8 protein-coding genes are annotated in these 14820 nt (G+C 63.5%); 5 read left to right on the top strand and 3 right to left on the bottom strand.

Features of this window, described 5'->3' with window-relative positions; all coding sequences use genetic code 11:
* From LJX93_RS19395 to LJX93_RS19380, 4 genes are all read left to right on the top strand, one after another.
* Positions 1 to 759, top strand: coding sequence for a segregation and condensation protein A (locus tag LJX93_RS19395; RefSeq protein WP_162181148.1), 759 nt, complete (start codon positions 1 to 3; stop codon positions 757 to 759).
* A complete protein-coding gene (gene scpB / locus LJX93_RS19390; protein WP_033699591.1) occupies positions 746 to 1531 on the top strand; it encodes an SMC-Scp complex subunit ScpB in 786 nt (261 codons plus the stop codon). Before LJX93_RS19395 ends, scpB begins: the two co-directional genes overlap by 14 nt.
* A 274-nt stretch (positions 1532 to 1805) precedes the next feature.
* Complete coding sequence (rluB, locus tag LJX93_RS19385; RefSeq protein ID WP_033699590.1) at positions 1806 to 2936, top strand: 23S rRNA pseudouridine(2605) synthase RluB; 1131 nt, start codon at positions 1806 to 1808, stop codon at positions 2934 to 2936.
* A gap of 643 nt (positions 2937 to 3579) precedes the next feature.
* Positions 3580 to 5001, top strand: a complete 1422-nt coding sequence (locus tag LJX93_RS19380; protein ID WP_227696297.1) for an amino acid permease — start codon at positions 3580 to 3582, stop codon at positions 4999 to 5001.
* A gap of 78 nt (positions 5002 to 5079) precedes the next feature.
* Here the strand turns inward: LJX93_RS19380 and LJX93_RS19375 are convergent, their stop codons facing one another.
* Complete coding sequence (locus LJX93_RS19375; protein WP_033699588.1) at positions 5080 to 5964, bottom strand: LysR substrate-binding domain-containing protein; 885 nt, start codon at positions 5962 to 5964, stop codon at positions 5080 to 5082.
* A gap of 151 nt (positions 5965 to 6115) precedes the next feature.
* Here LJX93_RS19375 and LJX93_RS19370 point away from each other — a divergent pair, with 151 nt between their 5' ends.
* Positions 6116 to 9136 (top strand): FAD-binding and (Fe-S)-binding domain-containing protein, encoded by a 3021-nt coding sequence (locus tag LJX93_RS19370; protein WP_047583457.1) that lies wholly within the window; start codon positions 6116 to 6118, stop codon positions 9134 to 9136.
* Positions 9137 to 9195: 59 nt separating this feature from the next.
* Here the strand turns inward: LJX93_RS19370 and LJX93_RS19365 are convergent, their stop codons facing one another.
* On the bottom strand, positions 9196 to 10398 hold the full coding sequence (locus LJX93_RS19365; protein ID WP_033699586.1) for an MFS transporter: 1203 nt from the start codon (positions 10396 to 10398) through the stop codon (positions 9196 to 9198).
* 103 nt (positions 10399 to 10501) lie between these two features.
* Positions 10502 to 14701, bottom strand: coding sequence for a deaminase domain-containing protein (locus LJX93_RS19360; protein ID WP_227696296.1), 4200 nt, complete (start codon positions 14699 to 14701; stop codon positions 10502 to 10504).
* Between the last annotated feature and the right edge of the window lie 119 nt (positions 14702 to 14820).

The following is a 14820-nucleotide window of genomic DNA, read 5'->3' as shown; positions in this document are numbered from 1 at the left end:
ATGCCGGTAGACCTGTACATCCCGCCGGATGCGCTTGAAGTCATTCTCGAGGCGTTCGAAGGCCCGCTGGACCTGCTGCTGTACCTGATCCGCAAGCAGAACATCGATATCCTCGACATCCCGGTGGCGGAGATCACCCGCCAGTACATGGGCTATGTCGAGCTGATGAAGAGCGTGCGCCTGGAACTGGCAGCCGAGTACCTGGTCATGGCGGCCATGCTGGCCGAGATCAAGTCGCGCATGTTGCTGCCCCGCTCGGCCGAGATCGAGGAGGAAGAGGGCGACCCGCGCGCCGAGCTGATCCGCCGCTTGCAGGAATACGAGCGCTTCAAGGCCGCTGCAGAAGGGATCGATACACTGCCACGGGTGGGTCGCGACATTGTCGTGCCGCGCCTGGAAGCACCGCAGGCCAAGGTGCGCAAGCTGCTGCCCCAGGTGAGCCTGGAGGAGCTGCTGGTATCGATGGCCGAGGTGATGCGCCGCAATGACCTGTTCGAAAGCCACCAGATCACCCGCGAAACGCTGTCTACCCGTGAGCGCATGAGCCAAGTACTCGAACGCCTCAAGGGCGGGGCCTTCGTGCCCTTCGTCGAGCTGTTCGGTGCAGAAGAGGGCAAGTTGGGCGTGGTGGTGACGTTCATGGCGATTCTTGAGCTGGTGAAGGAATCACTGGTCGAACTGGTGCAGAATGAGCCTTTCGCCGCGATCCACGTCCGGCTTCGCGCCGAGTTTGTTGAAGAACCTGATGAACCTGAATGAACCCCGCGACCTGGCGTCGCTGATCGAAGCTTTTTTGCTCGCTTCGGGCAAGCCGCAATCCCTTGAGCGCTTGTACGAGCTGTTCGAGGAGGCCGAGCGCCCGGAGCCCAAGGTGTTCAAGAAGGCCCTGGAAGTGCTCGGCAAGTCCTGCAGCGGGCGTGCCTTCGAGCTCAAGGAAGTAGCCACCGGCTATCGCCTGCAGATCCGCGAAACCTTTGCCCCTTGGGTTGGGCGCCTGTGGGAGGAGCGGCCGCAGCGCTATTCCCGTGCGCTGCTCGAAACCATGGCGCTGATTGCCTACCGCCAGCCCATCACCCGTGGCGAGATCGAGGACGTGCGCGGCGTGGCGGTGAACAGCAATATCATCAAGACCTTGATGGAGCGCGAGTGGATTCGCATCGTGGGTTATCGCGAAGTGCCGGGGCGGCCGGCGATGTTCGCCACCACCAAGGCATTTCTCGACCACTTCAATCTCAAGAGCCTTGAGGAGCTGCCGGCATTGGCCGAACTGCGCGAGATGGAACCGGAGCCGTTGCTCGACCCAGATGACGCGCCAGTACCTGCGCACCTGCAGGCGCTGGCCGATGCCAGCCTTGGCGAGGGCGAAGCCGAGGCCGAGGTGCCGAAGGATGAGACCAGCTTCCGCAGCCTGCTGGTGGAGCTGGATGCGATGGAAGAGGGGCTGAAGACCGATTTCGATGATTTGCGTGAAGAAGAGGACGTGGTTGAACCCGAGGCTTCACTGGAGGACGAGGGCAAGTTGCAGACCTGAGGCTTATGCTGGCAGTACCGGCCTCTTCGCGGGGCAAGCCCGCTCCTACAGGTTGGCCGCTCACCGTCAGAGCCCACAAACCGGTGGGAGCGGGCTTGCCCCGCGAAGAGGCCCGCACTGACAGCGCAAAACCACTGGGCAGAAAACCCTGCCGGCCCCCGCAAAACCCACTACGCTCGAGTGCGTTCCTGATACGAACCGCGTATGATGCGCGGCCCTTTGGCGCGTTCGTCGCCAAGACCCCTTTTTCATTCCTACACCGGGAGGTGCCCAGATGAGTGAGCAAGACCTGCAAAACACCGAAATTACCCCTCCATCCGGCGAAAAGCTGCAGAAAGTACTGGCGCGCATTGGCGTCGGTTCGCGCCGTGACGTCGAGGCCTGGATCAGCCAGGGCCGCATCAAGGTCAATGGCGTGGCCGCCACCCTCGGCCAGCGCGTCGACCTGCACGACGCCATCGCTGTCGATGGAAAGCTGATCAAGCGCGAAGAAGCCGCCGAGGCCACCCGCCGGGTAATCATGTACAACAAGCCCGACGGCGAGATCTGCACCCGTGACGACCCGGAAGGCCGCCCGACGGTGTTCGACCGCCTGCCGCGGCCGAAAGAAGGGCGCTGGATCAACATCGGCCGCCTGGACATCAACACCACCGGCCTGTTGCTGTTCACCACCGACGGTGAGTTGGCCAACCGCCTGATGCACCCTTCCTACGAGATGGACCGTGAGTACGCGGTACGTGTGCGGGGCGAGGTCGACGACGAGATGCTCGATCGCCTCAAGGCTGGCGTGATGCTCGAAGACGGCCCGGCCAAGTTCACCGACATCCAGAAGGCACCGGGCGGCGAAGGCTTCAACCACTGGTACCACTGCGTGGTGATGGAAGGCCGTAACCGTGAAGTGCGTCGCCTGTGGGAGTCGCAGGGCATGGTGGTCAGCCGCCTGAAGCGCGTGCGCTTCGGCCCGGTGTTCCTCAACTCGGACCTGCCGATGGGCCGCTGGCGGGAAATGACCCAGGGTGAAATCGACATCCTGGCCGCTGAAGTGGGCCTGCAGCCAGTTGCGCTGCCGACCTTGAACCTCAAGGCCAAGGACAAGATGGAGCGCATGCAGCGCAAGTCGAGCCGTCCGATGGGCCGTGGCGAGCGCGTGCGCAACCTGCGCCCTGCCAGCGAAGGGGCTACCGAGCGCCCAGCACGCCAACCGCGTGACAGCGCTGGTGAGCGCCCAGCCCGCCAACCGCGTGATACCACCGGTGAGCGCCCTGCGCGCCAGTCGCGTGACGACGCGCGTAAAGGCAACCGTGGCAGCGCGGTGGCCGAGCGCCCGAGCGAGATGCGCAAGCGTACCGCCAAGCCAGACGGCGACAAGCCGGCAGGCCGTGGTCGCGGCAAGCCGCGCGGTTGATCTGCAGCGCTAGATAAGAACCAGCCTCCGGGCTGGTTTTTTTTGCTTTGGATTCAGCGGGGGCACCTTAGGCTGTCGCCAAGATATTGAACAAAAAGAATTTTTCTGACGACTGGCAAGTTTTCAAACCGACCTGTAAAGAAATTTATACGGATGCAGGCAAAATACGCCCTGAATTCAGATTTCCCCTACCTGTGTAAACATAACTTGCCGCACCCCGCGCGGCGAGGCACCCCTGTCGCTCGCTCCCCCTATTGCCCAAACCCCCGCCGCACGCTGATATAGCGGCCATTGCCGTGTGCAAAAGCCCGCCCAGAGAGGCGTGCTGACAAAACAACAAATGGAGGCGCCATGTACGCCGATCACTTCGCCTTTCAAGGCTTTCACCACAGGAACGCTGCGTTTTTCCCCGGGGAAATGACGCAACGCGTTGACGCCTGCGCGCTTGCAGGGGTATACAGTGCGCCGCGTTTTACCTGTGACCCTCTTGCGTACCGCGCACTCTTGATCACACCCGGCTGACCCGCCCTGGCGGCGCCCGCGTTCAAGAAACCCAAGGTAACCACCTTGCCCATTCCGCTGCGCCACGAGCGCGGTGGGTCCGATTTCGTCACAGATAAAAACAATGCAGGTGACTTCGTTCATGAGTGGACAAAACATGCATTCAGGCGAGCTAAAGCGGGGCCTGAAGAACCGCCATATCCAGTTGATCGCCCTCGGCGGAGCGATTGGTACCGGCCTGTTCCTGGGTTCGGCAGGCGTGATGAAATCCGCCGGCCCGTCGATGATTCTTGGCTATGCCATCTGCGGCTTCATCGCCTTCATGATCATGCGCCAGCTGGGCGAGATGATCGTCGAAGAGCCGGTGGCCGGTTCGTTCAGCCACTTTGCCCACAAGTACTGGGGCGGCTTCGCCGGCTTCATGTCGGGCTGGAACTGTTGGGTGCTGTACATCCTGGTGGGCATGTCAGAGCTGACGGCGGTCGGCAAGTACATCCACTACTGGTGGCCAGAGATCCCGACCTGGGTCACGGCGGCGGGCTTCTTCCTGCTGATCAACTTCATCAACCTGATGAACGTGAAAGTCTTCGGCGAGGCAGAATTCTGGTTCGCCATCATCAAGGTCGTGGCCATCGTCGGCATGATCGGCCTGGGTGCGTACCTGCTGACCAGCGGTAGCGGTGGCCCCGAGGCGTCGGTTACCAACCTGTGGGCGCACGGCGGCTTCTTCCCGCATGGCGTCAGCGGCCTGGTGATGGCGTTGGCGTTCATCATGTTCTCCTTCGGTGGCCTGGAAATGCTCGGCTTCACCGCAGCCGAGGCCGACAAGCCGAGGACCGTGATTCCCAAGGCCATCAACCAGGTCATCTACCGCATCCTGATCTTCTACATCGGTGCGCTGGTCGTGCTGCTGTCGCTGACCCCGTGGGACAACCTGGTCGCCAGCATCGACGCCTCTGGCGGCAGCTACGGCAGCAGCCCGTTCGTTCAGGTGTTCTCCCTGCTGGGTAGCGATGTGGCCGCCCACCTGCTGAACTTCGTGGTCCTGACCGCAGCGCTGTCGGTGTACAACAGCGGTACCTACTGCAACGCCCGCATGCTGCTGGGCATGGCCGAGCAAGGTGACGCCCCGGTGGCCCTGGCCAAGGTCGACAAGCGCGGTGTGCCGGTGCGGTCGATCCTGGTGTCGGCTGCGGTGACCCTGATTGCAGTGCTGCTCAACTACTTCATTCCGCAGAATGCGCTGGAGCTGTTGATGTCGCTGGTCGTGGCGACCTTGGTGATCAACTGGGCGATGATCAGCTACTCGCACCTGAAATTCCGCCAGCACCTCGACCGCACTGGCCAGAAGCCGCTGTTCAAGGCGCTGTGGTACCCCTACGGCAACTACCTCTGCCTGGCGTTCGTGGTGCTGATCCTCGGCATCATGCTGCAGATTCCGGGTATCAATATTTCGGTGTATGCGATCCCGGTGTGGTTGTTGGTGATGTTCATCTTCTACATCCTCAAGCCCAAGCGTGATGCACAGGCCAATGGCACCGCTGCCGGTACTGTTGCCAAGTAAGCGCTGCAGGCGATAACGCAAACCCGATGTCAGGTCATTGGCATCGGGTTTTTTGTTGCCAATAAAGCAGTCAAAAACTCAGATCTGCTCGAGCAACCAGCTGCGAAACGCCCGCAACGACGGCAGCGCTTCATTGCGCGGCGGGTAGATCAGGTAATAGCTGCGCTGGCTGGCAAATGCTGCGCCGGGGCTGAACAGCTCGCCCTTGGCCAGCTCCTCTTGCACCAGAATCCGCGGCACCAGGCCAATGCCGATGCCGGCCCGCACCGCCTGGATCAGGTGTGAGGTCAGCTCGAAACTCGGCCCCAGGCGCATCGCCCGGTGCGGTAGCTGGTGATGCGAGAACCACTCGCCCCAGGCATGCGGGTTGTTGGCGACATTGAGCAGCACTTCCTCGCTGACCCGGGCGGGGCTCCAGCCATGCGGGTCGACGGCTGCCTCTGGCGGCAGGATCACCAGCAGCTCCTCGGCATGCAGGCGGTGGCAGATCAGCCCTGGCAGGTCGTGGCTCGCCACCCCGATGGCCGCATCAATCTCGCTGGTGTCGAAGTTGATCGCTTCGATCCGTGAATGGATATGCACCAACATGCCCGGGTGGGCGCTGTAGAACGCATGCAGCCGCGGCAGCAACCATTTCGAGCCGAAGGTGGGCAGGGTGGCCAAGCGCAGCGTGCCGACGCCCGACTGGTAGGCCAGCGCCTGCAGCGTGGCGCTGCGGATGCGCCCCAATGCCTCGCTCAGCTCGCGCTGGTACAGCCGGCCGACGTCGGTCAATTGCACCTGGCGGCCCTCGCGGCGAAACAGCGTCAGCCCCAATTGCTGCTCCAGCGCCTGCACCTGGCGACTGACGGCGCTCTGGGTCAGTGACAGTTCGGCGGCGGCGCGGGTGTAGCTTTCATGCCGCGCGGCGGCTTCGAATGCCAGCAGCAGTGACATGGACGGTGTCAGGTGGCGGTAATTCATTCATAAAAGTCATCGATAGCGGCAGGATTATCCGTTTGCCCCTGGCGCGAAAGTACAGGAACATTGACCTATTCGTCATCAGGTGTGAAACGACTCATGCCGGCGTGACAGGATTTCCGTGAATTAGCCCATATCAAGAGGCCATCCTTCGATGATCGCCCAGCTGCCGACCAGTGCACCGTCCGCGAACTACCCAGAATTCCTCGAAGCCCTGCGCAACAGCGGCTTCCGTGGCCAGATCAGTGCCGATTACGCTACCCGTACGGTGCTGGCCACCGACAACTCGATTTACCAGCGCCTGCCCCAGGCGGCGGTGTTCCCGCGTGACGCCGATGACGTGGCGCGGGTCGCCGCGCTGATGGGAGAGGCGCGCTTTGCGCAGGTCAAGCTGACCCCGCGTGGCGGCGGCACCGGCACCAACGGCCAGTCGCTGACCGACGGCATTGTGGTCGACCTGTCGCGGCACATGAACAGCATCCTCGAAATCAACGTCGAACAGCGTTGGGTACGGGTCCAGGCCGGTGTGGTCAAGGATCAGCTCAATGCCGCGCTCAAGCCCCATGGGCTGTTCTTCGCGCCTGAACTGTCCACCTCCAACCGCGCCACGGTCGGCGGCATGATCAACACCGACGCCAGCGGCCAGGGCAGCTGCACCTACGGCAAGACCCGCGATCACGTGCTCGAATTGCACAGCGTACTGCTCGGCGGCGAACGCCTGCACAGCCTGCCCATCGATGACGCCGCGCTGGACCAGGCCTGCGCCGCGCCGGGGCGGGTTGGCGAAGTCTATCGGGTGGCCCGCGAAATCCAGGAAACCCAGGCCGAGCTGATCGAAAGCACCTTCCCCAAGCTCAACCGCTGCCTGACCGGTTACGACCTGGCGCACCTGCGCGACGAGCAGGGGCGCTTCAACCTCAACAGCGTGCTGTGCGGTGCCGAAGGGTCGCTGGGTTACGTGGTCGAAGCCAAGCTCAATGTACTGCCGATCCCGAAATACGCGGTACTGGTCAACGTCCGCTACACCAGCTTCATGGATGCCCTGCGTGACGCCAATGCCTTGATGGCGCACAAACCCTTGTCGATCGAAACCGTCGACTCCAAGGTACTGATGCTGGCGATGAAGGACATCGTCTGGCACAGCGTCGCCGAATATTTCCCCGCCGACCCCGAGCGCCCGACCTTGGGTATCAACCTGGTGGAGTTCTGTGGCGATCAGCCTGACGAGGTCAATGCGCGGGTGCAGGCGTTCATCCAGCACCTGCAAAGCGATACCAGCGTCGAGCGCCTTGGGCACACCCTGGCCGAGGGCGCCGAGGCCGTCACCCGCGTCTACACCATGCGCAAACGCTCGGTGGGCCTGCTTGGCAACGTCGAGGGCGAGGTGCGCCCGCAGCCATTCGTCGAAGACACGGCAGTACCGCCGGAGCAACTGGCCGACTATATTGCCGACTTCCGCGCGCTGCTCGACGGCCATGGCCTGGCCTATGGCATGTTCGGCCACGTCGACGCCGGCGTGCTGCACGTGCGCCCGGCGCTGGACATGAAAGACCCGGCCCAGGCCGCACTGGTCAAGCCGATTTCCGATGCCGTGGCGGCGCTGACCCAGCGCTATGGCGGGCTGCTTTGGGGTGAGCACGGCAAGGGCCTGCGTTCGGAGTACGTGCCCGATTACTTTGGCGAACTGTACCCGGCGTTGCAGCGCCTCAAGGGTGCATTCGACCCACGCAACCAGCTCAACCCCGGCAAGATCTGCACACCGCCAGACAGCGCCGAAGGCCTGACCAAGGTCGATGGCGTGACCTTGCGCGGTGACCTCGACCGCACCATCGACGAGCGCGTCTGGCAGAACTTCAGCAGCGCCGTGCACTGCAACGGCAACGGCGCCTGCTACAACTACGACCCCAACGACGCCATGTGCCCGTCGTGGAAGGCCACCCGTGAGCGTCAGCACTCACCCAAGGGCCGTGCCTCGTTGATGCGTGAATGGTTGCGCCTGCAAGGTGCAGCGGATATCGATGTACTGGCGGCAGCGCGCAACAAGGTGTCCTGGCTCAAGGGCCTGCCGGCGCGGCTGCGCAACAACCGCGGGCGCGACCAGGGGCAGGCAGACTTCTCGCACGAGGTCTACGATGCCATGGCCGGTTGCCTGGCGTGCAAGTCGTGCGCGGGGCAGTGCCCGATCAAGGTCAATGTGCCGGACTTCCGCTCGCGTTTCCTCGAGCTCTACCACGGCCGCTACCAGCGCCCGCTGCGTGATTACCTGATTGGCTCGCTGGAGTTCACCATCCCGTACCTGGCGCATGCGCCGGGGCTGTACAACGCGGTAATGGGCTCGAAGTGGGTCAGCAAGCTGCTGGCCGACAAGGTCGGCATGGTCGACAGCCCGTTGATCAGCCGTTTCAACTTCCAGGCCACCTTGACCCGCTGCCGCGTCGGCGTGGCCAGCGTGCCGGCCCTGCGCGAGCTGACGCCGGCCCAGCGTGAGCGCAGCATCGTGCTGGTGCAGGATGCCTTCACCCGTTACTTCGAGACGCCGCTGCTGGCTGCCTTCATCGACCTGGCTCACCGCCTGGGCCACCGGGTATTCCTGGCGCCATACAGTGCCAACGGCAAGCCCTTGCATGTGCAGGGCTTCCTGGGGGCCTTCGCCAAGGCGGCGATCCGCAACGGTACCCAGCTCAAGGCCCTGGCCGATTGCGGCGTGCCGCTGGTGGGGCTGGACCCGGCCATGACCCTGGTGTACCGCCAGGAGTACCAGAAGGTGCCGGGCCTGGAAGGCTGCCCGAACGTACTGTTGCCGCAGGAGTGGCTGATGGATGTGCTGCCCGAGCAGGCGCCGACCGCACCCGGCAATTTCCGCTTGATGGCCCACTGCACCGAGAAAACCAACGTACCGGCCAGCACCCGGCAGTGGGAGCAGGTGTTCGCACGCCTGGGCCTGAAGCTGGTGACCGAGGCTACCGGTTGCTGCGGCATGTCCGGCACCTACGGGCATGAAGCGCGTAACCAGGCGACTTCACGGACCATCTTCGAGCAGTCCTGGGCGACCAAGCTGGACAAGGAAGGCGAGGCGCTGGCGACAGGTTACTCGTGCCGCAGCCAGGTCAAGCGCATGACCGAGCGGCAGATGCGTCATCCGCTGGAAGTGGTGTTGCAGTACGCACAGCGGTAAACCTGTAAGGCCCTCTTCGCGGTGTTACCCGCGAAGAGGGCAGTCCAGGCCTTGCAAGCTCAAGCATCCTTGGCCTGTTTGCGGCCATGTCGCGCCTGCCGATACAGGTACAGGCTCAACACCAGCCCGCACCCCGAAGCCCCCGCCGCAAACAAGAACATCGAAGCAAACCCGAACCCCGCCGCCACCGCGCCCACCAACGGCCCGGTAATGCCCAGCGACAAATCGATGAACAGCGAATACGCACCTACCGCCGCCCCGCGGTTGGCCGCCGACACCTGGTTCACCGCCTCGACCCCTAGTGCCGGGAACACCAGCGAGAAGCCAAAACCACTGAGCGCCGCCCCGGCCAATGCCAGCTCGGCGCTGGGCGCCAGCCACAGCATCAGCAGGCCAAGCGTCTCCACCGCCAGGCAGGCGATCGCAACCCTGAAGCCGCCCAGCCGGTTGATCAGGTTGCCGAACAGCAGCCGCGCACAGATGAAACTGGCCCCGAACAGGCTCAGGGTCAGTGCCGCATTCGCCCAGCCACGGCTGGCGTAGTACAGGGTGATGAAGGTGGCGATGGTGCCAAAGCCGATCGAGCCCAGTGCCAGCCCCGAGCCATGCGGGAACACTTTGCCCAGCACCCGCAGGAACGGCAGGCGCACCCCGCTGACCACTGGCGCGGCGCGCTTCGGCCAGGCCAGCAGCAGGCCGAGCACGCACAACAGGATGATGCTTGCGCCCATGCTCCACAGCCCCAGGCTCTTGACCATCAGCACACCCAGTGGGGCGCCGATGGCCAGCGCGCCGTAGCTGGCGATGCCGTTCCAGGAAATCACCTTGGCCGTGTTTTCGGCGCCAACTCGGCCGATCCCCCAACCAATCGCGCCAGAACCCACCAGGCTTTCGGCGCTGCCCAGCACCAGGCGGCCGACCAGCAGGCAGGTCAAACTCAGCCAGGGCAAGTGGGTGAGGAAGGCGCAGGCCAGCATGAATACGCCGCTGAGCCCGCATCCGGCCAAGCCGTACATCACTGCCTTCTTGCTGCCGAGGTTATCGATGATGCGGCTGGCCGTAGGGCGGCTGAGCAATGTGGCCAGGTACTGCACACTGATCACCAGGCCGGCGATCACGGTGCTGAAGCCCAGGTCGTTATGCACATAACCCGGCAGCACGGCCAGGGGGATGCCGATATTCAGGTAGCCGATGAACGTGAAAAGGACGATGGACACCACCTGCGCGGTGATCGCAAGGTGTGACGTGGATTTGGCGGGCATGGCAGATCCATTGGGCTAGACGGGCGAGAACGGTGTAATCATATCCACCCTGGCCCGGCCTGTGGGCAGGTCTTTGATGAACAAGCCTGCCCACGGCGCACGGTTACTCCTTGTAGTCCACCAGCCAACTGACACTGAAGGATGCCTTGCCGTAGTCCAGGCGCAGACGCGGCAGCACGTAGCCTCCGCATGAGCGGCAGGTACTGAACAGGGTGAAGACGTCGATGCTGCGCACGCTGGCGTGCGTGGCAAGCAGGTCGTCGTTGAGCACTGTGGCGATCAAGCGTTCGGAGTCCAGGTGCCTATGATGCTCGACGATATTCAAGTGGTCGGGGCGACGCAATGTGGGCAGCTCAGTAAAGCGGGGGGACGGTGGCTGGCCCTCCATGCGCGCGCGTGCATCGATGTAGGTCACGCGTGTGTGCGGTTCGGCTGGCGGTGTTGGTATGCCTACCTTGCGGTTTTTCCAGCCACCGGACAGCGAAAAGTAGACCCGGCGGCTGCCATCTTCCAGTGTCGCGGTGGCGAAAGCCAGGTTAGCACCAGGCAAGTGTCGGCGAAGTTGCAGCGCGCCAGCTTCGCTGAGTAGTTCGGCCACGCTCATCGGCATGAAGGGCGCGTCGGTGCCGGTGGCGGGCAGCAAGGTGTTGAGGACAAGGGCTACGTGATCCTGCTCAGTCAGCGCGGCTTGGCGCAGTGGCCGCCAGGCGGGAATGATTTCCCGGTTCAGACCTGCCAGGTTGAGCTTGGCGACACCGGTGAGGGCATCCTGGGCGGTGGGAGCCGTGAGAATGCTCTTGGCGTATTCCGGCAGCATGCGCGCCTCGGCGGCATCGAGTACTTCCTTGAACACGCTGGGCGCGGGCGGGTGGCTGGCGCGGCTGTGTTCAAGCCAGTCGCGCAGGAGGGCGGTCAGGTTGTCGATGTCACGCTGCAGATTGGGGCGAGTCGCGACGATCCGGTAGGTTTCGCTGACCTGCAGATAACGTTCGATCATCTTGTCGTCGCGCACCCGCGACAGGGTTTGTCGCGTGCTGGAGGGTGGCGTGGGCAGGTCACCTGGCCGCAATGTACCGGCTGCAAGCGCGTTCAACTGGCGTGCTTGCCAGGGCGATATCACCCACTGCGCTGCATAGAAGACGCCGACATCGGCCTCGACGATTATCCAGTCGCGGCTTTGCCACGCGATGATTGCCGCCCTCAACGTGCGGCGGTCGGGCACGGTTCTGGCCAGCCCGCCCAGGCGCACCGGTGGGCAGACGCGGGCGATCAGTTGCACTTGGGCGGCTGAAAACGTTTCGGGCAAGCCAAACCAGAATTCCGCCAAAGGGTCGGCAGTGATGCGTCGGTGGTAAACCGGGGGGGTGATGATGCCCAGGCGAACCCGAGCCTCCAGTGCCTTTATCGGGGCGAGCGGTTTGGACGACTGGCCGGTGTAGTTCACCACCTTGCCCTCATGCACCATGGCCTGTGTCCAGGCGTCAAACCGGCTGTCGCCTCCGTGCATGCGTATGGGCGCAGGCTCGATACGCACATGCTGGAAAGCATGGCTTACCTGCTGGCCGAACAGGGGGGTATGCGCTTCGTTGGCGGCCGGGGAGAAGCTCAAGGCGATATGCCTGTCACCTTCGTTACGGTACGGCGCGTTTTGCAGGGTTGGGGCAGGTGCAGACGACAACTTCTGGTTGTCGATGCGGCGAAGCGTATTGCTGAGTTCGCCGGGGTGATGGCGATAGATAGCGCCGTTGATGAGTGTATCCACGTGGCCATCGCTCCTGGCAATTGACAGGGGGCGGGGATGGCCTTGCCACGCCAAAGGTGCATCCGGCGGTGTCAGGCGGTCGCGCATGAACTGGCCGGGGGTCAGGCCGGGCGGGGGCGGCTGATCGAGCCTGAAGTTGTCCGGCCAAGTGGCATGAGTGGGAAGTTCAGGCTGACTGTGCCAGCGCCTGGGCCCAACGGTTCGGGCATAAACCGCAGGCGGCAATTCGGATAACTCGGACCAGCGCCTGGCTGATTTGACCAGCCCTAGGCGCATCGCCTGAGCGGCTTGGCTGTTGGCAGCGGACAGGCGCGCCAGTGGGTTGGCTGCGCGGCGGATCGCACGGGTTGCCGAGCCTGCGCCGGCTGCCAGGTCCAGTATGCAACTCACTGCATCTTGCCCGTTCTGGGCATCGATGCACGCAGCCCCCGGCACAGTGTGTTTGATCAGCTTCCACAGGTAACCCCAGTTGCTGGTTTGGCGCTTTTCGGCAAGAAATGCCTCGTGTCGCGTGGCGCCTTTGCTGACGGCATGCAACGCTGCGCTGTTACCTAGCCCGACGTATTGGACGTAGGCGTTGGTCAGAGCCTCCAGTCTGTGCTGCGCCGGCGCTTGGATGATGGTGCTCAGGCTGGAATGGAACGTGGCGACATCCCAGGTAGGGGGCGCTTCGTTATAGGCCTGATAGGGCAGTGTCACGATGTCCGAGAGGCGGTGGGCGGCAGCCGGGGGGATGGCGCGCTCGTGCCATGTCAAGCGCTGCGGGAACAGTTCCAGCAACGTGTGGTCGTGTTCACCTTGCAACAAAACCAGCATGCCCAGTGTGCCTACCTCTTGCTGCCAGTGTTCCTCGGGACTGTCACCATAGGGCGGGACCGGGTCAGGTTGCCGATAACGTGGCCAGGTCGCGGCGTAACAGGTCCACGGGCCTTCGCGCAGTGCCTGCAGATAATCTTCCGGTAGATGCCTGAGCAGCCGTTGCATCAGGCCTTCATGGAGTATTCGGGCTGAGGCCAGCCAGCGGTCAAATGCCTCTTCGAACCATTGCGTGACGTCTGGTAGGCCTTTCGCGCTGTAGCGGGTTTGTAGATCGAGATACGCTTCAAGGTGAAGCTGGCCATCGGCATTGTGCCCGGCCGGGTCGATGTTGGCCGCCTCCAGCAACCTGCACGCTTCGGCAATGCGGTCTGGCCGCTGCTGCAGTTGCGCCACATCCCAGGCAATCAGGTAGTGATCGTAGACCGTGCGCCATTGCTGGGCCGACCACGGCGGCATGTACGCGATGTGACCTTGCAGCGGCCCCCACTGGGCGAGCGTGTCGCGCAGGGCTTCACTGCTGCCAGCGGAGTCTTCGACGGGCTGGCTGAGTATCTGCTCTGCCTGTTCATGGCTCAGCGGGCGCTGCAGGTCGCGCAGCAGCATGACCCCTTGGCGCAGAATGGCCCAGTTCAGGTCGGGTCGATAAGGTATCGCTGTGGGGGTGTCGTCGAGCAGCAGTTCGGGGGCGAAATGGCGCAGCAGTAACTCGGCGGCCAGTTCAGCAACGGCGGGGCGGCAGCCGAGGCTTGCCTGCACACTGTTGGTCAGGTCCAGGCGTATGTCGGCATAGGGCAGCCTCTGGTTCTGCGGGTTGAACAGTTCGAAGTCCAATACATAGCCGGCACGTCGCGCATGCGGTGGGTAGAGCCAATCGGTCATGGCCTGCTCGGCAAGGTCACGGCTGTTGATTGCCTCGGGCAATTGCAGGGCTTGTGCCAGGCGAGCGGCCCACTGGCTGAAAGCTTGGGCGTGCAGCAATGCATCCAGTACATGGGCGACGGGGGCATTCAATGCTGCACCCGGCAAGGTGACTTTGCCGTATTGGTTGGGCTCATGGCCGGCTTCGCGTTCACGCAGGGTCGGGGGGCGATAGCGCAGCCCCTGGTAGTAGACGTCTGCCTCAAGTGTCGCGAAAAGGTGCTCGGCTGGGTTGGTGCCTGCCGGGGTGGCCAGCAGGTGGTGTGACAAGGCATTGAGGTCCAGGGCATGCGCCAGTTCCACTGTCGTTACCGGCGCAAGGGGTGGCGGGGCCTCGTCGGGCAGGTCGTTGTGAAGCAGCAGGGTCGCCATGAGGAAGGCGTCACGGCGCTTGTGGCAAAGGTGCCTGGCCCAGAGTGTCTGGGCCAGGCTGCAGCTTTGATAGGCAGCGGCACCCGATGGGCCAGTAAGGTCGTCGGGAAGTGCCCGTGCCACCAAGGTTCTGAAAAAATAGGCACACTCGCCGGTGGCCAAGGGTGTGGCTGGCGGGCGTTTGAAAAAGGCGTTGAGGTGGCTCGCGGCTGCCTGGCTGGCAAATGCCTGGTTCAGGGCCTTGCGCAACTCATGGTCCTGGAGCTGACGCGGAAACAGGTCGTCGAAGTCGAATGCCCGGTCAAAGTGCAGGCTCAGCGAAGTCTTCAGGTCGAGGGGGCCGGACGTATCATTCGCCAGCAGGATGTCCTGGGCAGTGATCGCCTCTATGCGGCGGCGGTACTCGTCGGGAGCGGGGGAGGGTGAATGCATGGTGCAATCTCCGGTAAGGGAGCCGCAACGATGCATAGCCTGGCAGGTGAGCGGGGGGTAGCAGGCTACTGCCTGAGGCTGAACGGTGTGAAAACGTGTTGACCGCGGTGGCCCGCAGG

The sequence above is a fragment of the Pseudomonas sp. HN2-3 genome, assembly GCF_020691745.1.
Classification (GTDB): Bacteria; Pseudomonadota; Gammaproteobacteria; order Pseudomonadales; family Pseudomonadaceae; genus Aquipseudomonas; species Aquipseudomonas capeferrum.
Note: the sequence above shows the minus strand (reverse complement) of the source record. Positions and strands in the feature narration are given on the sequence as shown.